The 18,108-nt window shown below is 70.7% G+C and carries 17 protein-coding genes; 8 read left to right on the top strand and 9 right to left on the bottom strand.

Annotated features, from left to right (window positions below; all coding sequences use genetic code 11):
- Nucleotides 1-105: 105 nt before the first annotated feature.
- Entirely contained in the window at nt 106-597 is a 492-nt protein-coding gene (locus tag E0500_RS34725) for a DUF3574 domain-containing protein (RefSeq protein ID WP_131572184.1), read from the top strand.
- Nucleotides 598-761: 164 nt separating this feature from the next.
- On the opposite strand, the gene E0500_RS34730 is transcribed toward E0500_RS34725, so the two are convergent.
- Nucleotides 762-1,739, bottom strand: coding sequence for a DMT family transporter (locus E0500_RS34730; protein ID WP_399120542.1), 978 nt, complete (start codon nt 1,737-1,739; stop codon nt 762-764).
- Nucleotides 1,740-1,827: 88 nt separating this feature from the next.
- On the bottom strand, nt 1,828-2,568 hold the full coding sequence (locus E0500_RS34735; protein ID WP_258573722.1) for a helix-turn-helix transcriptional regulator: 741 nt from the start codon (nt 2,566-2,568) through the stop codon (nt 1,828-1,830).
- Nucleotides 2,569-3,047: 479 nt separating this feature from the next.
- Between E0500_RS34735 and E0500_RS34740 the strand changes: the two genes are divergently transcribed.
- Nucleotides 3,048-3,335, top strand: coding sequence for a YiaA/YiaB family inner membrane protein (locus E0500_RS34740; RefSeq protein WP_131563540.1), 288 nt, complete (start codon nt 3,048-3,050; stop codon nt 3,333-3,335).
- A gap of 87 nt (nt 3,336-3,422) precedes the next feature.
- On the top strand, nt 3,423-4,061 hold the full coding sequence (locus E0500_RS34745) for a TetR/AcrR family transcriptional regulator (RefSeq protein WP_131563541.1): 639 nt from the start codon (nt 3,423-3,425) through the stop codon (nt 4,059-4,061).
- Between the two features lie 18 nt (nt 4,062-4,079).
- Here the strand turns inward: E0500_RS34745 and E0500_RS34750 are convergent, their stop codons facing one another.
- On the bottom strand, nt 4,080-4,541 hold the full coding sequence (locus tag E0500_RS34750) for a MaoC family dehydratase (protein ID WP_131563542.1): 462 nt from the start codon (nt 4,539-4,541) through the stop codon (nt 4,080-4,082).
- A gap of 126 nt (nt 4,542-4,667) precedes the next feature.
- Here E0500_RS34750 and soxR point away from each other — a divergent pair, with 126 nt between their 5' ends.
- Nucleotides 4,668-5,183: a redox-sensitive transcriptional activator SoxR gene (gene soxR / locus E0500_RS34755; protein WP_131563543.1), complete on the top strand. Its 516-nt coding sequence runs from the start codon at nt 4,668-4,670 to the stop codon at nt 5,181-5,183.
- Nucleotides 5,184-5,357: 174 nt separating this feature from the next.
- Nucleotides 5,358-5,873 carry a hypothetical protein gene (locus E0500_RS34760; protein WP_131563544.1) on the top strand — a complete coding sequence of 172 codons (516 nt, stop codon included), beginning with the start codon at nt 5,358-5,360 and terminating at the stop codon, nt 5,871-5,873.
- A gap of 61 nt (nt 5,874-5,934) precedes the next feature.
- On the opposite strand, the gene E0500_RS34765 is transcribed toward E0500_RS34760, so the two are convergent.
- The gene (locus E0500_RS34765; protein WP_131563545.1) at nt 5,935-6,543 is read right to left on the bottom strand and encodes a hypothetical protein; all 609 of its coding nucleotides are present in this window, start codon (nt 6,541-6,543) and stop codon (nt 5,935-5,937) included.
- Between the two features lie 284 nt (nt 6,544-6,827).
- On the opposite strand from E0500_RS34765, the gene E0500_RS34770 reads away from it, so the two are divergent.
- Nucleotides 6,828-9,665, top strand: coding sequence for a penicillin acylase family protein (locus tag E0500_RS34770; protein WP_131563547.1), 2,838 nt, complete (start codon nt 6,828-6,830; stop codon nt 9,663-9,665).
- A 242-nt stretch (nt 9,666-9,907) separates the two neighbouring features.
- On the opposite strand, the gene E0500_RS34775 is transcribed toward E0500_RS34770, so the two are convergent.
- Both E0500_RS34775 and E0500_RS34780 read right to left on the bottom strand, forming a co-directional pair.
- Nucleotides 9,908-11,299: a serine-threonine protein kinase gene (locus tag E0500_RS34775; protein WP_181587334.1), complete on the bottom strand. Its 1,392-nt coding sequence runs from the start codon at nt 11,297-11,299 to the stop codon at nt 9,908-9,910.
- Between the two features lie 160 nt (nt 11,300-11,459).
- Nucleotides 11,460-12,704 (bottom strand): exo-beta-N-acetylmuramidase NamZ domain-containing protein, encoded by a 1,245-nt coding sequence (locus tag E0500_RS34780; RefSeq protein WP_131563549.1) that lies wholly within the window; start codon nt 12,702-12,704, stop codon nt 11,460-11,462.
- A gap of 193 nt (nt 12,705-12,897) precedes the next feature.
- Here E0500_RS34780 and E0500_RS34785 point away from each other — a divergent pair, with 193 nt between their 5' ends.
- Nucleotides 12,898-13,662, top strand: a complete 765-nt coding sequence (locus tag E0500_RS34785) for an SDR family oxidoreductase (RefSeq protein ID WP_131563550.1) — start codon at nt 12,898-12,900, stop codon at nt 13,660-13,662.
- Between the two features lie 89 nt (nt 13,663-13,751).
- Entirely contained in the window at nt 13,752-14,345 is a 594-nt protein-coding gene (locus E0500_RS34790; RefSeq protein ID WP_131563551.1) for a TetR family transcriptional regulator, read from the top strand.
- Between the two features lie 245 nt (nt 14,346-14,590).
- Here the strand turns inward: E0500_RS34790 and E0500_RS34795 are convergent, their stop codons facing one another.
- The 3 genes from E0500_RS34795 to E0500_RS34805 all read right to left on the bottom strand — a co-directional run bounded on the left by E0500_RS34795 (nt 14,591) and on the right by E0500_RS34805 (nt 17,989).
- On the bottom strand, nt 14,591-15,805 hold the full coding sequence (locus E0500_RS34795) for an acyl-CoA dehydrogenase family protein (protein ID WP_131563552.1): 1,215 nt from the start codon (nt 15,803-15,805) through the stop codon (nt 14,591-14,593).
- Nucleotides 15,806-15,811: 6 nt separating this feature from the next.
- Nucleotides 15,812-16,864 carry a phosphotransferase family protein gene (locus tag E0500_RS34800; RefSeq protein WP_131563553.1) on the bottom strand — a complete coding sequence of 351 codons (1,053 nt, stop codon included), beginning with the start codon at nt 16,862-16,864 and terminating at the stop codon, nt 15,812-15,814.
- Between the two features lie 213 nt (nt 16,865-17,077).
- On the bottom strand, nt 17,078-17,989 hold the full coding sequence (locus E0500_RS34805; RefSeq protein ID WP_131563554.1) for an MBL fold metallo-hydrolase: 912 nt from the start codon (nt 17,987-17,989) through the stop codon (nt 17,078-17,080).
- Nucleotides 17,990-18,108 lie beyond the last annotated feature (119 nt).

Genomic DNA, 18,108 nt, shown 5'->3' on the forward strand with positions numbered 1-18,108 from the left:
CTGTCCCCCAGGACGCGTGGTCCGTCCGTCTGTCCGGTGAACGGGGCTGCCCGGCTCGGCGCGGCTGCCGGACCCGGGGGACCGCGTCCGGCTAGGTATGGGCGCATGACCTGGAACATCACCCGCACCCGCGTCGCCCTCGCGACGGCCGGGATCCTGCTCACCGCCGCCCCCACCGCGTACGCCACCCTCGGGGGCTCTCTCGGGAGCACTCTCGGCGGCCCTGGTCGTGACGAGACCCGCGAGGCGGCGGCCCCGGTCCGCGGCGCCGCCTTCGTCGAGACACGGCTCCTCTTCGGTACCGAGCGGCCCGACGGCGGGCCGGTGGTCACCGCCGCCCAGTTCACGGACTTCGTCGACAGGGAGGTCACGCCCTCGTTCCCCGACGGGCTCACCGTGCAGGAAGGGCGAGGGCAGTGGCGGGACGCCGGCGGAACGATCGAGAAGGAGCGGTCGTACGAGCTGATCCTGCTGTACCCGGCGCGCGAGGCGCGGGCGAGCGACCGGAAGATCGAGGAGATCCGCGCGGACTACCGGAAGGCCTTCGCACAGGAGGCCGTGGCCCGGGTCGACGACCGGAAGCGGGTCGACTTCTGACACCTCCGGGTGTGGGGTCGGCCGGGTTTCCGTTTCTGGCCCGCCGTTCCGGTTCGTGCTTGGTCCGGTTCTCGCCAATACCGGTGCGTACCTGTTCCGGTTCTCGCTTGTTCCGGTTCACGTCTGTTCCGGTTTGCGCCTGCTCCGGTTCGCGCCTGTTCCGTTCATGTCTTTTCCGGCTCGGGCTGTGGCTGCGGGAGCGTGTCCGGAGCCACGGCCGCTTGCGGCGTACGCGCCCGGGAGCGTGACACGGCCACCCCGGCCAGGCACAGCACACCGCCCGCCAGAGTGAGCGCTCCCGGGACCTCGTCCAGCGCCAGCCACGACATCAGCACCACCAGTGCGGGTACCGCGTATGTGGTCGCGCCCATGCGGCTCGCGGTCGTACGGGCCAGCGCGTACGCCCACGTCGTGAAGGCCAGGGCGGTCGGGAAGACGCCCAGGTACACCATGTTGAGGGTGGCGGAGAGCGGCGCGTCGGCCGCCTCCGTGGCCAACTGCCCGGCGAACGGCAGGCACACGACCGCGCCGACGAGACAGCCGAACGTCGTCACCTGCAGCGCGCTCGCCCGCCCGAGTGCCGGCTTCTGCGCGACGACGCCTCCCGCGTACCCGGCGGCGGCGAGCAGGCACAGGACGACGCCCAGGGTTGATGACCCGCCGTCCCCACCGGACATCGACAGCCCCACGGTGACCGCACCCGCGAACGACACCGCCATGCCCGCGAGCAGGCGAGGTGGCATGTGGTCGCCCAGCAGGCGTGAGCCGAGCAGAGCGACGAGGATCGGTCCGATGTTGACGACCAGGGCCGCGGTGCCGGCGTCGACCTGCTGCTCGCCCCAGTTGAGGGCGACCATGTAGAACCCGAACCACAGCAGCCCGGATATCAGGATCCCCGGCCACGCGGACCGGGGCGGCCACCCCTCCCTGCGCACCACGCAGATCATCCCGAGCACCACCGCCCCCGCCAGCAGCCGCCCGAGTGCCAGCGCCCCCGGCGAGTACGCGGCGCCCGCACTCCGGATCGACACGAACGCGGATGCCCAGAACACGACGGTGACCGTGGCGGCGGCTGCGGCGAGCAACTCGGTGCGGCGGCGGGCGGGCGGCCCGGCTTGAGCGGCTGATCCGGTGGTCATCATGCTCCTGAGGCTAGGTGGGGCAAGGCGTTGGGGCTCGCGGATTTCGGCCGGGGAGTGTTCGGCCCCGTTCAGCAGCATCCAGTCGTGTTCAGCGCAGTGATGCCGGTTCGATGCCCAGCAGGTCAGCGAAGGCCCGCTCACCCTTGGGCGTGACCTTCACCGCCCGCTCGGATCCGATGCGTACGCACCAGCCGGTGGTCAGCGCATGGCGGCACAGGGCCGCGCCCGCGACGCCCGCGAGGTGGGGGCGGCGTTCGGTCCAGTCGAGGCAGGCGCGGGCGAGGGGGCGGCGGCCGGTGCGGTCGAGGGCGATGCCGACGGTGGCGAACCATCCCAGGCCGGCGTCCGTGAGGGCGAAGCCGGTGTCCTGGCGGAGGAGGCCCTGGTGGGTCAGGGCGTCGGTGACGGTGATGCCGAGGCGGCCGGCGAGGTGGTCGTAGCAGGTGCGGCCGCGGGCCATCGCGGAGTGGGCGGTGGCGGCGCGGAGGGTGCGGGGGCGTTGGGCGGGAGTGAGGGGGTGGGTGAGGGAGGCGAGGTCCTCCAGGAGTTGGGCGATGCGGGGATTGGCCAGCCGGACGTAGCGGTGGCGGCCCTGGCGCTCTTCGGCGAGCAGACCGCCGGCGACGAGTTTGCCGAGGTGTTCGCTCGTGGTGGAGGGGGCGACGCCCGCGTGCCGGGCGAGTTCGCCTGCGGTCCAGGCGCGGCCGTCCAGCAGGGCGAGGAGGCACGCGGCGCGCGTCTCGTCGGCGATCAGCCCGGCGAACGCGGCGAGCTCGACGGCGTCGCCACCGCGGGATCGCGGCGGGCGGTCAGGGCTTCTGCTGGTCATGCCCACCAGCATGCGCCACGAACGTTTCGGCGGCGGCCGAAGTGTCGGGGCGTGGTGGGTGGGGGCCGGTTTCCCGTCGTCGTGGCTTGGGCGCCTGCGGTTTCGTCGTGGGTCGGGGGCGCGCCGGGAGGTCTCCGTCCTCGGTCCCGCGGTTCTGTGGGGGGTGTCGGGTGCCCGGCGGCGGACGCCGGCCGCTGCGGGCGGACACCTCCCGGCACACCCCCTGCCGCGCGTACGCGACTGTTGGCTGCGTCGGGGTTGCGGGTACGGCTGGCGTGCGCGGACGGGTGCCGGTAACGGTGCCGGTGCCGGTGGTGCGGTGCGGTGGGGCCGGGGTGCGGGCGTGACTGCCGGTGCGTGGCGGTGCGGTCGCGGCGCGGAAGTCGGCGATCGGGCGCTGAGCGGGGTTTCGGGCTTCTGAGTACGACCTGAGTACGTCGGCGGATGTGGTGTGGGCCACGTCCGCGGATGCTGTCCCCATGAGTGAGACACCGGTCAAGCAGCAGTCCACCGCCGCCTACTTCGGTCAGGCCGTCGCCTCGTTCGCCGTCGCCCTGGTGGCCACCGCCATCGGCATCTTCCAACTGGAGGCCGACACCTGGGTGCGTGCCTTCCTGGGGATCGCCGTCCTGTACCTGGTGACCTCGTCCTTCACGCTGGCCAAGGTGATTCGGGACAAGCAGGAGGCCGGGCAGATCGTCAGCCGGGTCGATCAGGCCAGGCTGGAGAAGCTGCTCGCCGAGCACGACCCCCTCGCAAAGCTCTGACCCTACGCCTCTGAACGGGCACTCTAAGCGGGCGCTCAGCTTCGGAGGTATGGTGTGGAGCCTGCCACGGGAAGGGGCGAGCGAGCGATGAGTACGGCGGAGGAGACGTCCGGCGGCGAGGTGCAGCCATGGGGTGAGGTCACCCCGGACGCGGCCAGGCGGCTGCTCGTCGCCGCGGTGGAGGCCTTCGCCGAGCGCGGGTACCACGCGACGACGACCCGTGACATCGCGGGCCGCGCGGGCATGAGCCCGGCCGCGCTCTACATCCACTACAAGACCAAGGAAGAGCTGCTCCACCGGATCAGCCGCATCGGGCACGAGAAGGCGCTCGACGTGCTGCGCACGGCCGCCGAGAGCGAGGGCGGCCCGGCCGAGCGGCTCGCCGAGGCCGTACGGTCCTTCGTGCGGTGGCACGCGGGGCAGCACACCGTCGCGCGGGTCGTGCAGTACGAGCTGGACGCCCTCGGCCCGGAGGCGCGCGCCGAGATCGTGGCCCTGCGGCGGCAGAACGACGCGGCTGTGCGCGGCATCATCGAGGACGGCGTCGCGGCGGGCGACTTCGATGTCCCCGACGTCAGGGGCACCACCATCGCGGTGCTCTCCCTGTGCATCGACGTGGCCCGCTGGTTCAACGTGAACGGACCCCGAACACCCGACGAGGTCGGCGCGCTGTACGCCGACCTCGTGCTGCGGATGGTGGGGGCGAAGAGCCGGCCGCGCCCCTGAGAGGGGCGGTCGTCCGAGCTAGAAGTAGTACCGCGACACCGACTCCGCCACACACACCGGCTTCTCCCCGCCCTCGCGCTCCACGGAGACCGCGGCCGTGACCTGGACGCCACCCCCCGCCTCGGTGACCTCCTTCAGGACCGCCGTGGCGCGCAGCCGCGAGCCCACGGGCACGGGCGCGGGGAACCGCACCTTGTTCGTGCCGTAGTTGACGCCCATCTTGATGTTGTCGACCTTCATCACCTGCGGTACCAGGAGTGGCAGCAGCGACAGGGTCAGATAGCCGTGCGCGATGGTCGTCCCGAAGGGACCCGCCGCGGCCTTCTCAGGGTCCACGTGGATCCACTGGTGGTCGCCCGTGGCGTCCGCGAACAGGTCGATCCGCTTCTGGTCGATCTCCAGCCAGTCGCTGTACCCCAGCTGCTCGCCCACCGCCGCCTTGAGCTCGTCGGCGGACGTGAACGTCCTCGGCTCTGCCATGCTCCGGCCTCCCGCATCCCGTGTGCCTGCGTCGAGCAACAACTCTAAGCAACTGCTTAGCATGGTGGGGTGCCGGGTCCCCTGTCAACGGACCGGCCGAGTGACGGGGTGGGTAGGCTCTGAGAGGTGCCCCAGATCCCCGAGAAGATCCACGAGTTGACCGTCGGCCAGCTGTCGGCCCGCAGCGGCGCCGCCGTATCCGCCCTGCACTTCTACGAGTCCAAGGGGCTGATCAGCAGCCGCCGCACCTCCGGCAACCAGCGCCGCTACAGCCGTGACGCGCTGCGCCGGGTGGCCTTCGTCCGGGCCGCGCAGCGCGTCGGCATCCCGCTCGCCACGATCCGCGACGCCCTCGCCGAACTGCCCGAGGAGCGCACCCCCACTCGCGAGGACTGGGCGCGCCTCTCGGAGGCCTGGCGGTCCGAGCTGGACGAGCGCATCAAGCAGCTCAACCGGCTGCGCGATCACCTCACCGACTGCATCGGCTGCGGCTGTCTGTCCCTGGACAGCTGTGTGCTGTCCAACCCCGACGACGTCTTCGGCGAGCGGCAGAGCGGCTCCCGGCTCATGGTCGAGCGCAGGACCACCGGCGTTCGGCAGCGGGCGCCCAGGCCGGAGGAAGAGCCCGGGAACTGCTGCTGAGCAGCTCCGGGCTCCGCGGCCCCGGCCACCGCCTCCACGCCCGCCCCGCTCCATGAGCGCCGCCGCGAAGCTCCTCCGCGCCCCGTTCGTGCCAGTTGACCGAGGTGTGATCGGGCAGCACGGTCCAGGAGAGGACGTGTTCCTCTCGGGTGGCCGGGCAGTGGAGGAGTACCGATGAGCGTCGTCGTCAGCTCGCTGAAGTGGAATGTCGCGCAGTCGGGGGCACAGAAGATCACCTACGACGGGGATGGCTACCACCTCGTGCGCTTCCCGTACGGCAGCGACGGTGAGTCGTACGACCCTTGGAAGATGCATGATCCGGCGCACGGCGGTACGAAGCCGTCGGTGTACCCGGATCAGCGCTCGGGGTTGATCTGGCCCAGCCATGACGGTTGGGGCGTGCTCTCCGCGATGGTCTTCTGGGTGGCGGACTCCCGGGCGGTCGAGTACCGGGCGCGGTTCGTCCGCGATCCGCTGAACGCGGAGAAGTACGACTCGACGGCCACCAACGACAGCGCGATCACCAGGGGCGGCCAGTACCGCACCTACGTGTGGCAGATGTTCGTGCACCGGGGGACACCTCTCGGTCTGAAGGTGTCGGCTCGCGGTGTGAAGGACGCGAAGACGAAGACCGCGATCACGCTTGCCGAGTTCAAGCTCGCCATCCACACGGACGTCGCGACTCCGTGACCGTGATCACCGTGCGCTCATAGCACGGGGGTGCGGCATCCCCGGCGCACCCCCGCCGCGCTCAGGCTGATACGAGCAGCTGTGCCCGTGCGCGCCTGGCGTCCGCCAGGGCCTCGCGTGTCAGCACGGGCCGCGGCACCACGATGCCGCACTCCGTGCAGACCGGGCCCGACGACGGTTCATGGGCCAGGTCGTACTTCCAGGTGAGGTGCTCGCCCTCGCACACCGGGCAGACCGAGCCCGGTTCACGCTCCAGCGCGGCGATCAGCCGGCGCAGCACCTCGGCCATTGGTTCATGGGGGTGGACGTACGGATCGTCGCACCATGCGACGCCGAACCCACCCCAGGTCAGCCGGTGCCAGTCGTCCATACTGCCCGGCCTGCGCAGCCCGTCGTGCTTCTCCTTCTTGCGGCGCTGCGCGAACTCCCCCTCGTAGGCGAGCCAGACGGAGCGGGCCTCCTCCAACTCGTCCAGTGCGGCCACGAGCCGCGCTGGATCCGGAGAACGGTCCTCGGGGCCGAACCCGGCCCGTGAGCACAAATGATCCCAGGTCGCCCGATGCCCGTACGGGGCGAACCTCTCAAGGCACTTGCGCAGCGAATAACGCCGCAGTGCCAAATCGCAGCTCGGGTCGCGCACCTGTCTCGCCAGACTCCTGAAGCCGGCCATCGCCCTGCACCTCCGTCACACCTGCACCTGTACTTCGGTCACTTCGGCGTCGTCGTTCGGACGTCGCCGAATAGACGTATCGACACGCGATTCGGCTCCATCCGATTTCGAATGGCCCCCCATAAGCCATCCACCGAGCAGTTCGCGGCCCGCATCCCCCTGCCGTCGGCCCGTGCTGGGGCGCCGACGGCGTGGCGATGAGAGAAAAGTTGACTCATGTTCATCTTCAAACTCCGGGATACCGGCGGTAACCTCTGGCCCCACCCCCGTCAGGAGGAGTTGCCATGCCCTGGCGCATCCCACGCATCACGCTCGACAGACTGAGAACTCCCGGCAGGTTCACGGAGTTCCTCAAGGGCGCATCCGTATGCATCCTCATCGCCGGTCTTCTGTCGCCGCTTTCCCAGGCGGCGGCCACGGAGACGGCCCCCGCCGACGCGGCTGCCGCCGCCAACGACTACTGCGGCGGCCAGTGTTCCGACATCCTTCCGCCCGGCCAGAACGGCAACGCCACCCTCGCCCAGATCCTCCTCAACCAGGCCTTCGGCACCCAGCCCGAGAACGCCGACAACCAGCTCGGCCCGTACGCCAACCTGGCCACCGGCTACTCCTCGCTGACCAACGACAAGATCAACACCTTCTTCAACGACGCTTCCTTCGGTGTCCCTTCCGACCAGGTCGCCTCCACGCTCAAGCCCGCCGGCCGCACGGACGTGACGATCGTCCGCGACAAGAAGACGGGGGTGCCGCACATCACCGGTACCACTCGATACGGCACCGAGTTCGGAGCGGGCTATGCCTCCGCCCAGGACCGGCTGTGGCTGATGGACGTCTTCCGCCACGTGGGCCGCGGCCAGCTGACCCCGTTCGCGGGCGGCGACCCCTCCAACCAGGGCCTTGAGCAGGAGTTCTGGCGCAGCGCGCCGTACACCGAGGCCGATCTGCAGGCCCAGATCGACAACGCCGCCGCGACGAACGGCGAGCGCGGCAAGCTGGCCCTCGCCGACGCGAACGCCTACCTCGACGGCATCAACGCCTACATCGCCGCCTCCGACAGCGGCCGTTACTTCCCCGGCGAGTACGTCCTGACCGGCCACAAGGACTCCGTCACCAACGCCGGGACCATCGAGAAGTTCAAGCTCACCGACCTGGTCGCGCTGGCCTCCGTGATAGGCACCCTCTTCGGCTCCGGAGGCGGCGGCGAGGTCAACAACGCGATCTCCCTGCTCGCCGCGCAGGAGAAGTACGGCGTGGCCGAGGGCACCAAGGTCTGGGAGTCCTTCCGCGAACGCAACGACCCCGAGGCCGTGCTCACCGTCCAGGACGGCAGCTTCCCGTACGCCACGAAGCCCGAGGACCCACAGGGCACCGCCCTGCCCGACGCCGGCTCGGTGGCCGAGGAACAGCTCGTCTACGACCGCACCGGCAGCGCGACCACCTCGACCGCGACCCGCACCTCGGCCGCGGCCGCCGCGAACGCCCTCACCTCGGCCAAGCGCGGCATGTCCAACGCCCTCGTGGTCAGCGGCAAGCGCACTGCCAGCGGGAACCCCATCGCTGTCTTCGGGCCCCAGACCGGTTATTTCGCCCCCCAGCTGCTCCTGCTGCAGGAGATCCAGGGCCCCGGCATCAGCGCGCGCGGCGCGTCCTTCGCCGGGCTGAGCATGTACGTGGAGCTCGGTCGCGGCCAGGACTACTCGTGGAGCGCCACGACCTCCGGCCAGGACATCATCGACACCTACGCGGTCGAGCTGTGCCAGGACGACTACCACTACCTCTACCGCGGCACCTGCACGGCCATGGACAAGGTCGAGAAGACCAACGCCTGGAAGCCGACCACGGCCGACGACACCCCGGCGGGCTCCTACCGCATGCAGGTCTGGCGCACCAAGTACGGTCCGGTCACGCACCGTGCGACGGTCGGCGGCAAGAAGGTCGCGTACACCACCCTGCGCTCCTCCTACCTGCACGAGGCCGACTCGATCATCGGCTTCCAGATGCTGAACGACCCCGACTACGTCAAGGGCCCGGAGGACTTCCAGAAGGCCACGCAGCACATCAACTACACCTTCAACTGGTTCTACGCCGACTCCCGGCACACCGCGTACTACAACAGCGGCGACAACCCGGTGCGCGCGAGCGGGGTCGACGCGGAGTTCCCGGTGTGGGCGCGGACCGCGTACGAGTGGCGGGGCTGGGACCCGGCGACCAACACCGCCGACTACACGCCCCCTTCCGCCCACCCGAACTCCATCGACCAGGACTACTACATCTCCTGGAACAACAAGCAGGCCAAGGACTACACCACGGCCCCCTGGGGCAACGGCTCCGTGCACCGCGGCAACCTGCTCGACGGCCGGGTGAGCAAACTGGTGGCGGCGGGCGGCGTGACCCGGGCCCAGCTCGTGAAGGCGATGGCCGACGCGGGCCTCGCCGACCTGCGGGCCGAGGACGTGCTGCCGAAGCTGCTGAGGGTCGTCAACAGCTCGACCGTCACGGACTCCACGGTCGCGGCGGCGGTCGGCAAGCTGCAGACATGGGTGTCGGCGGGCGCCAAGCGTACGGAGACCTCGGCCGGGTCGAAGACGTACGCCAACGCCGAGGCGATCCGCATCCTGGACGCCTGGTGGCCGCTGCTGGTGAAGGCCGAGTTCGAACCGGGCCTCGGCAGCGACCTGTACGCCGCCATGAACGACAACCTGCCGATCGACGAGTCCCCGTCGGCCGCGCACGGGCCCACCGGCTCGCACGCGGGCAGCTCCTTCCAGTACGGCTGGTGGAGCTATGTCGACAAGGACATCCGGGCGGTGCTCGGTGAGTCGGTACAGGGCGGCCTGGCTGGGAAGTACTGCGGCGGCGGCACCCTCAGCGGCTGCCGGGACGTCCTGATCAGCACCCTGAAGGAGGCGGCGGGCAAGACCGCGGCCCAGGTCTACCCGGGCGACGCGAGCTGCTCGGCCGGCGACCAGTGGTGCGCCGACTCGATCATCCAGCGCCCGCTCGGCGGCATCAACCACGGGAAGATCAGCTGGCAGAACCGGCCGACCTTCCAGCAGGTGGTGGAGTTCACGTCCCACAGGGGTTTCGCCTCCAGGGCGAAAGACCGCCATACGATCGGGTAAGGTGCCTTTCGTGCGTTGCGAGAACCAAGCGCGCATACCGTGCCGATCGAGAACCAAGACGGCACGGTCGAGCTTTGCTCAACAAACCGGGCAGGTTCCGCCCCGGCTGGTGTTGAGGGAGTAAGATCTTTCAGGCCGCTGGTCTGTGGGGCTTCCTGAGCCAGGAATCCCCCGCTTCAGCTGGGGGAGGGTTCAAGTCCCACCGTTAGTTCCCGTTCCCAGGGCTGGTGTGCGGCGGCGGGTCAGGTGATACGGCCCGCCGCCAGCACCACCCCTGCCAGCTCCTTGTGGCAGATGTCGCTGTGGGCGCCGGACGGTGGGCCGCCGCGCTTCACCACCGCCGCCGCGTCGACGTTGACGCAGCCGGACGCGGGCAGCTGAGCCTTGAGCGCGTCGGCCAGTCGGAACGAGCGGGTGCCCTTGACGGCCTGCACCCCGTCGTAGCCCAACGCGCCCCACTTGGTACCGAGGACGCTGCCGATGCCGAAGCCCGCGATCGAGCGGGAGTCGCCCGCCATACGGGAGGCCAGTGGGTAGATCGTGCCGAGCGCCGAGTCGTGGCGGGAGTGGCAGCACACCAGCGGGCCGTCGATGCGCTTGTGCTGACCGTGCAGGACCCCGCTCGCCCGGGTGTCGTGCGGCAGCCGGGCCGCGAACGCGTAGTGCGAGAAGGCGCCCTGGAGCAGCGTCACCGACTTCACCGTGCGCACACCCTTGGGCAGCCCTCGCAGCGCGAACGACACCAGCCGCGCCCCGAAGCTGTGCCCCACGAGGTGCACCCGCACATCCGGGGCCGTCCGCGCCAACTGCCCGACCACCCGCCCGAGCCCGCGCTCGCCCACCGTGCCCGCCCGCCGCTTCATCGCGAAGTAGGTGGCCTGGCGGAGCAGTTCCTTGCCGCCGTCCCACAACCGCGGCGCCGCGGCGGCGCTTTCGGCCCCGACCGCCCCGCTCTTCACCTGTTCCGCCTGCTCCACCTGAGCCAGCGCCGCCGCGAACTCCCGGCACACCGCCGCGGTGTCCCCGAACAGCATCTCGGGATCGCTCTCCGGTACCCCCTCGGACAGGGTGTCCGCCGCGAACACGGCCTGCGGTCCCTGCGGACGCACCTCCACCAGCAGCCGTACGAGCCGCCCGAACTCCGCCAACGAGGCCGTCTCGTCCGGCTGCTGGTCCAGCAACCGCGCCAGCTGGTCCACGATCGTCGCCCGCCCCGGGAACACCTCCAGGAGCGCGTGCCGGGTGCCCTTGTCGAGCATGGGACGTGCGGTCGCCGGAACGCCGGACACACCGGCGGTCACCGATCGCGGCAGGTCGGGGATCGGCTCGTCCGAGAACCGCATCGAGGGCCACAGCACGCCCACGTAGCCGAGGCGCGCCCGTGGCGCCAGCGCGGGGAACGGCTCGAAGAAGCGGCTGTAGAGCCGTGTCGCTCCCGAGCGGTCGTTGTTCCAGCCGTGCGCGAAGACGACCAGGTCCCGCACCCCGCGCTGCCCGGTCTCCGCCAGGAGCCGGTCCCGCTGCCGGCCGTCGACGTCACCGTCCGCGTCGAAGGTCAGCTCCCAGTAGGGAGTCACGCGTGGGGGTTCCCCCGCTTGAGCGAAGTCGAGAGTGGGGGAGTCGGGATCCGCCATGCCGAGCCCCCTTCGGCCCTCGTCGGTCCTGCGCTCTGCGTGCATCGTCCCGCTGGTGACGGGGATTGGCCATACGTCACGCGCGTCCCGGAGGTACCCGAATTGATGTGCTGGCGGCGGGGCGCCGCACCGGCGGCCGGATCAGCGGTATCAGCGGGTGTCACCGGTACAGGAGGTACTCCCGGCGCACCCTCCGGAACGCCGCCAGCTCGTCCTGCCAGCCCGCCACGACCTCGTCCGTGTCCGCCCCGGCGTCGATCATCGTGCGCACCCGTGCGGAGCCGGTCAGCTTGTCGATCCAGTTGTCGGACCGCCAGGCGAAGCCGCTCCAGACCTGCTTCGCGGTCACGAGGAGGGCGATACCGGTGCGGACGGGGTCGTACGCGGCCCGGTCGTCGACGTGGATCTGCACGCCTCCCACGGTCTTCCCCTGGAACTTCGAGAACGTCGGTGTGAAGTAGGCCTCCCTGAAGTGCACGCCAGGCAGTCCCAGTTCCCCCGCCTTCTCGGCCCAGCGCCGGTCGATCCCCTCCGCACCGAGCAGTTCGAACGGACGGGTGCTGCCCCGCCCCTCCGACAGGTTCGTCCCCTCGAACAGGCAGGTCCCCGCGTACACGAGGGCGGTGTCGGGTGTCGGCATGTTCGGGCTCGGCGGCACCCAGGGGAGCCCGGAGGCGTCGTAGAACTCCGAGCGCCTCCACCCCGACATCGGGACGGTGTCCAGCGCCACCGGGGTGGTCAGGAACTCCTCGTTGAACAGCCGCGCCAACTCGGCCACCGTCATCCCGTGCGCCTGCGAGATCGGCTGCCGGCCGACGAACGTCGCGAACTCTCTGTGCAGCACCGGCCCTTGGGCGGAGCGCCCGGTGACGGGGTTCGGCCGGTCGAGGACCACGAACCGCTTGCCCGCGAGCTGGGCCGCCTCCATGCAGTCGTAGAGCGTCCAGATGTACGTGTAGAAGCGCGCGCCCACGTCCTGGATGTCGAACACGAGCGTGTCGACACCGGAGGCCGTGAAGATGTCGGCGAGCGGCCGGCCGCTCTTCTGGTACGTGTCGTAGACGGGCAGCCCGGTCGCGGGGTCGTCGTAGCGGCCCTCCGAGCCGCCCGCCTGCGCCGTGCCCCGGAAGCCGTGCTCGGGACCGAAGACGGCGATCAGGTTCACACGGTCGTCGGCGTGCATGACGTCGACGATGTGCCGCACATCGCGAGTGACGCCCGTCGGGTTGGTGACGACGCCGACGCGCTCGCCGTCGAGCAGCGCGTACCCGTCGGCCGCGAGCCGTTCGAAGCCGGTTTGCCTCCGGCGGTCGGCCGCGGAGGCCTGGGGCGCCGGAGGGAGTGACACGGCCGCCGTGGCCGCGGCCGTGGTCGCTGCGAGCAGGGTCCGTCTGGACAGGCGCATGAAGTGACCTCCGTGATGGCGGAAGGCTGGCATGGGCACGCTACGTGCTTCGGGGAAGCGCCGGAATATCGCTGTGGCTCGCCGCGCCCCTTACTGGGGCGTAGTCACCCTTCCAACGTCACATACCGACCGGTTAGTCTGGCCATCGAAGCGGGCTCGGAGGCAGAGTCGTTCCGTCGCGTCGAAGGAGCCGATGGTGGGAGCCGTGCAGGGTGCGGGAGTGGTGGTCACCGGAGCGGGAGGCGGCATCGGCGCCGCGCTGGCCCGCCGTTTCGCGGCCGAGGGGGCGCGGGTCGTGGTGAACGATCTGGACGCAGGCAAGGCGAAGGCCGTGGCCGACGAGATCGGCGGAACGGCGGTGCCGGGCGACGCGTCCGCGGTCGTCGCCGACGCAACTGACGCGCTCGGGGGCACGGTCGACATCTACTGCGCCAACGCGGGCGTCGGCTCCGGCGGCACGGAGGCGGCCGACGAAAAGGTCTGGGCGCTCGCCTGGGACGTCAACGTCATGGCGCACGTCCGCGCGGCCCACGAACTGCTCCCCGCCTGGCTGGAGCGCGGCAGCGGCCGGTTCGTCTCCACCGTCTCGGCCGCCGGACTGCTCACCATGATCGGCGCCGCGCCCTACAGCGTCACCAAGCACGGTGCGTACGCCTTCGCCGAGTGGCTGTCACTGACCTATCGGCACCGTGGCCTGAAAGTGCACGCGATCTGCCCGCAGGGCGTGCGCACCGACATGCTGACCGCAGCGGGCAGCGCGGGCGAACTCGTGCTCGCGCCGACCGCGATCGACCCCGAGGACGTGGCGGACGCCCTGCTCAAGGGCATCGAGGAGGACCGCTTCCTGATCCTGCCGCACCCGGAGGCCGCCGGGTACTACCAGGCGCGGGCCACCGACCCGGAACGCTGGCTGGCGAGCATGAACCGCGTTCAGCAGAAGTGGGAGGCTTCGCCCTGACAGCCCTGCCCGACTGGCTGAAACCGGAGGGTGGGAAGATCCTCCGTCGGGACGAGCAGACGTAGACCATGGAAGGCAGGTGGCGGCAAGTGCCCAGGACGACGGACGGAGACGGCACGACCGTCCCGCAGCGGCTGCTGGCCGCCGCCACCCGGCTCTTCGCCGAGCGGGGCTACGACCGTACGTCGGTGCAGGAGATCGTGGAGGCGGCGGGTGTCACCAAGGGCGCCCTCTACCACTACTTCGGCTCCAAGGACGACCTGCTGCACGAGGTGTACGCACGCGTGCTGCGCGTACAGCAGGAGCGCCTCGATGCCTTCGCGGGCGCCGACGAGCCGGTCGAGCAGCGCCTCCGGGCCGCCGCGGCGGACGTCGTCGTCACGACGATCGAGAACCTCGACGACGCGATGATCTTCTTCCGCTCGATGCACCACCTCAGCCCGGAGAAGAACAAGCAGGTGCGTGCCGAGCGCCGCCGCTACCACGAACGCTTCCGTGCGCTGATCGAGGAGGGGCAGGAGTCGGGCGTCTTCTCCACGGCGACTCCGGCGGACCTGGTGGTCGACTACCACTTCGGTTCCGTGCACCACCTGTCGACGTGGTACCGCCCGGACGGCCCGATGAGCCCCCAGGAGGTCGCGGACCATTTGGCGGACCTGCTGCTGAGGGCGCTGCGGCCGTAGGCGGGCGCGGGGTTGTCCCGCCCGCCGTCCCCTGGGGGCTGCGCCCCCAAGATCCTCGCTCTCGGCCTGAACGGCCTCGTCCTCAATCGCCGGGCGGGGCTGGAACTCCAGCCCGGCCCGGCGACAAGCCGGCCCCTCCGGCGTTCGAGGAGCGGAGGTCGGCCGGGGTTGAAGGGGCGGAGCCCCTGGGGACGGGACGGGTAAGGGCGGCGGGGGGCGAGGAACCCCCGGCCCGCCCAGGGGGATCACACGTACCGCTTCAACTCCCGCCGCGCGAGCGACCGCTGATGCACCTCGTCGGGGCCGTCGGCGATCATCAGCGTACGGGCGCCCGCGTACAGCTCGGCCAGGGGAAAGTCCTGGCTGACGCCACCCGCGCCGTGCAACTGGATCGCCCGGTCGATGATGTCGACGACCGCGCGAGGCGTGGCGATCTTGATGGCCTGGATCTCCGTGTGGGCGCCCCTGTTGCCGACCGTGTCCATGAGCCACGCCGTCTTCAGCACCAGCAGCCGCAACTGCTCGACCGTCACCCGCGCGTCCGCGATCCAGTTGTGCACCACGCCCTGCTGGGCCAGCGCCTTGCCGAAGGCCGTACGGGACACGGCCCGCCGGCACATCAGCTCGATCGCCCGCTCCGCCATGCCGATCAGCCGCATGCAGTGGTGGATGCGACCGGGACCGAGCCGGGCCTGGGCGATGGCGAAGCCGCCGCCCTCCTCGCCGATCAGGCCGGCCACGGGCACCCGCGCACCGTCGAAGATCACCTCCGCGTGCCCGCCGTGGTAGTGGTCCTCGTAGCCGAACACCCGCATCGCGCGCTTCACCGTGACGCCGGGGGTGTCGCGCGGGACCAGGACCATGGACTGCTGACGGCGGATGTCGGCCCCGTCCGGGTCCGTCTTGCCCATCACGATGAAGATCCGGCAGTCCGGGTTCATCGCCCCGGAGATGTACCACTTGCGGCCGGTGATGACGTACTCGTCGCCCTCGCGCTCGATGCGCGTGGTGATGTTCGTGGCGTCGGACGAGGCCACCTCCGGCTCGGTCATCGCGAACGCCGAGCGGATCTCACCGGCCAGCAGCGGCTCCAGCCACTGCTTCCTCTGCTGCTCGTCGCCGAACTGCGCGAGCACCTCCATGTTGCCCGTGTCGGGCGCCGCGCAGTTCAGCGCCGTGGGCGCCAACTGCGGGGAGCGGCCGGTGATCTCCGCGAGCGGAGCGTACTGGAGGTTCGTCAGCCCGGCGCCGTACTGCGAGTCCGGCAGGAAGAGGTTCCACAGGCCCTGCCTGCGGGCCTCGGCCTTCAGCTCCTCGACCACGGCCGGGGTGTCCCACGGCGAGGCGAGCCGCGCACGCTGCGCGTCGGCGACCGTCTCGGCCGGGTACACGTGCTCGTCCATGAAGGCGAGGAGCTTCTGCCGCAGCTCCTCCGTGCGGGCGTCATATGCGAAGTCCATGGCGGATCAGCCCTTCCGGGAGCCTTCTTGAGGAGACGTCAGAGTCGTCAGGCCGTGCTCGATGAAGACCGGAACCAGTTCGCCGATGCGGTCGAAGCCGGGGCCCACCGTCCGGCCGAGGGTGTACCGGTAGTGGATGCCCTCCAGGATCACGGCGAGTTTGAACCACGCGAACGCCGTGTACCAGGAGACCGCGGACACGTCGCGCCCCGAGCGCGCGGCGTACCGCTCGACGATCTCGGCCGGATCCGGGTGACCGGGGGCCGTGGCCGTCGTGGAGACGGGGGAGTCCGGCAGCCCGAGCGGCACGCTGTACATCACCAGCAGCCCCAGGTCCGTGAGCGGGTCGCCGAGTGTGGACATCTCCCAGTCGAGGATCGCCCTGATCCTGTCGTCCTCACCGAGCAGTACGTTGTCGAGCCGGTAGTCGCCGTGGACGACCGTGGGCGCGGGGGAGTGCGGGAGCTCGCGACCCAGCGCGGCGTGCAGTTCGTCGATCCCGGCCAGGTCGCGGTTGCGGGAGGCGTCCAGCTGCTTGCCCCAGCGCCACAGCTGCCGGTCCAGGAAGCCCTCGGGGCGCCCGAAGTCGGCGAGGCCCACCTCGGCCGGGTCCACCGCGTGCAGTCCGACGAGCGTGTCGACCAGGCCCAGCACGGCGTCCCGAGTGCGCTCCGGGCCGAGCGGGGCGAGCTGCTCGGCGGTGCGGTAGGGCGTGCCCTCCACGAACTCCATGACGTAGAAGGGGGCGCCGAGCAGCTCCTCGTCCTCGCACAGCAGCACGGGACGGGGTACGGGTACGTCCGTCGGGTACAGCGCGCTGATGACCCGGTGCTCGCGCTTCATGTCGTGTGCGGTCGCCAGCACATGGCCCAGCGGAGGGCGCCGTACCACCCACTTCGACGTGCCGTCCGTGACCTCGTACGTGAGGTTCGACCGTCCGCCCTCGATCAGCCGGGCGGTGAGCGGTTCGTTCACCAGGCCGGGCCGCTCGGCGTCGAGCAGGCCGCGCAGGCCGCGCAGCCGGTCGGGATCGAGACCGGGCGGGTGGACTGGGCGCATCGTCGCTCCTACATGCGGGTGAACGGGACTGCACTCATGGTGCCGACCGGTCGGTATGCCGTCCAGTGGGTGTGGCGAAAGTGATCGGTGTCTCGACCGGCCCGGGCCGGGCGGAGGACGATTCGCGCCGGGTGAAGGATGGTTCGCGCCGGGTGAAGGACGGTGAGGGCGCCCGTGAGCGAGGTCAGGGGGCGCCCTCACCGGGACGGGAACTCAGGCGTGGCAGGTCATCATCTCGCCGCCGTTGACGACCGCCATGTCCCGGAAACCGATGAGCGGGTCGAGGCCCTCGCCCTCGGGGTGTCCGTCCAGCTCGGCGTAGGCGCGGTGCAGGTTCGCCACCAGCCGCTCGCTCTCGGGCAGCTCGGCGTACTCCCCGAGGTCGGTCTCCCGGGCCGCCTCCAGCGGGGTGAGCCCGGCCGCGTGGGACTTCTCGGCGACGTCGGCCACGAACCGGATGTACCGCTCGGCCCGGTCGAACGCCGACGGGTCGGTGACCGGACCGTGCCCGGGTACGACGGTCTCGGCGCCCAGACCGCGCAGCAGCTCCAGCGCCCGCAGCGAACCGCTGAGCGAACCCATCAGGAAGAACGGTGTCCCGCCCTCGAAGACCAGGTCCCCGGTGAACACGATCCGGCGGTGCGGCAACCAGACGAAGGAGTCGCCCACGGTGTGCGAGACGCCCGGGTGGATCACCTCGGCCTCGATGTCGCCCACGTGGAGCGTCGTGCGGTCCGTGAACGTCAGGTCCGCGCTCTTGATCGGGACGTCCCCGAAGTCGGTCCCCGGCCACAGCAGATGCAGGTGCCGACCGCTGGCCAGGGCCTCGCGGCGGCAGGCGGCGTGCGAGACGAGCGTGGCAGTCGGCGTGAAGTGCCCGTTGCCGTAGGTGTGGTCCCCGTGGTGGTGGGTGTTGACGAGGAGCCGCGGCGCCGGGACGCCCGAGGCGTCGAGTGCGGCGGAGAGCGCCAGGGTGCGCCGCTCGGTGGCCGCCGTGTCCACGAGCAGGGTGGTCGTTCCGTCGCTGACGAAGCCGGAGTTGTTCAGGCACCACCCGCCGTCCGGTTGCACATACGCGTGCACGTCGTCGGCCAACTCGACGGTGTACGGCTCGCCTGCGGTCATGGGAACCCCTTGGGATCGTCGCCAACTGGTGTTCAGAGCCTGCCAGTCGGCGACGATCCACAGAAATCCGGAGCGCCGCGTGCATGCGTGCACAGACGGGTGCACGCGTACACGGCCCA

Origin of the sequence: Streptomyces sp. KM273126, from assembly GCF_004337435.2 — a bacterium.
Taxonomy (GTDB): domain Bacteria; phylum Actinomycetota; class Actinomycetes; order Streptomycetales; family Streptomycetaceae; genus Streptomyces; species Streptomyces acidicola.

Coding starts and splice junctions, on each gene's coding strand:
- E0500_RS34750 (WP_131563542.1), bottom strand. CDS start 4,541: ATGGCAGAGCCGAGGACGTTCACGTCCGCCGACGAGCTCAAGGCGGCG.
- E0500_RS34740 (WP_131563540.1), top strand. CDS start 3,048: ATGAGTGAGACACCGGTCAAGCAGCAGTCCACCGCCGCCTACTTCGGT.
- E0500_RS34760 (WP_131563544.1), top strand. CDS start 5,358: ATGAGCGTCGTCGTCAGCTCGCTGAAGTGGAATGTCGCGCAGTCGGGG.
- E0500_RS34730 (WP_399120542.1), bottom strand. CDS start 1,739: ATGATGACCACCGGATCAGCCGCTCAAGCCGGGCCGCCCGCCCGCCGC.
- E0500_RS34745 (WP_131563541.1), top strand. CDS start 3,423: ATGAGTACGGCGGAGGAGACGTCCGGCGGCGAGGTGCAGCCATGGGGT.
- E0500_RS34780 (WP_131563549.1), bottom strand. CDS start 12,704: ATGCGCCTGTCCAGACGGACCCTGCTCGCAGCGACCACGGCCGCGGCC.
- E0500_RS34765 (WP_131563545.1), bottom strand. CDS start 6,543: ATGGCCGGCTTCAGGAGTCTGGCGAGACAGGTGCGCGACCCGAGCTGC.
- E0500_RS34775 (WP_181587334.1), bottom strand. CDS start 11,299: ATGGCGGATCCCGACTCCCCCACTCTCGACTTCGCTCAAGCGGGGGAA.
- E0500_RS34800 (WP_131563553.1), bottom strand. CDS start 16,864: ATGCGCCCAGTCCACCCGCCCGGTCTCGATCCCGACCGGCTGCGCGGC.
- E0500_RS34770 (WP_131563547.1), top strand. CDS start 6,828: ATGCCCTGGCGCATCCCACGCATCACGCTCGACAGACTGAGAACTCCC.
- E0500_RS34735 (WP_258573722.1), bottom strand. CDS start 2,568: ATGACCAGCAGAAGCCCTGACCGCCCGCCGCGATCCCGCGGTGGCGAC.
- E0500_RS34725 (WP_131572184.1), top strand. CDS start 106: ATGACCTGGAACATCACCCGCACCCGCGTCGCCCTCGCGACGGCCGGG.
- E0500_RS34785 (WP_131563550.1), top strand. CDS start 12,898: ATGGTGGGAGCCGTGCAGGGTGCGGGAGTGGTGGTCACCGGAGCGGGA.
- E0500_RS34805 (WP_131563554.1), bottom strand. CDS start 17,989: ATGACCGCAGGCGAGCCGTACACCGTCGAGTTGGCCGACGACGTGCAC.
- E0500_RS34795 (WP_131563552.1), bottom strand. CDS start 15,805: ATGGACTTCGCATATGACGCCCGCACGGAGGAGCTGCGGCAGAAGCTC.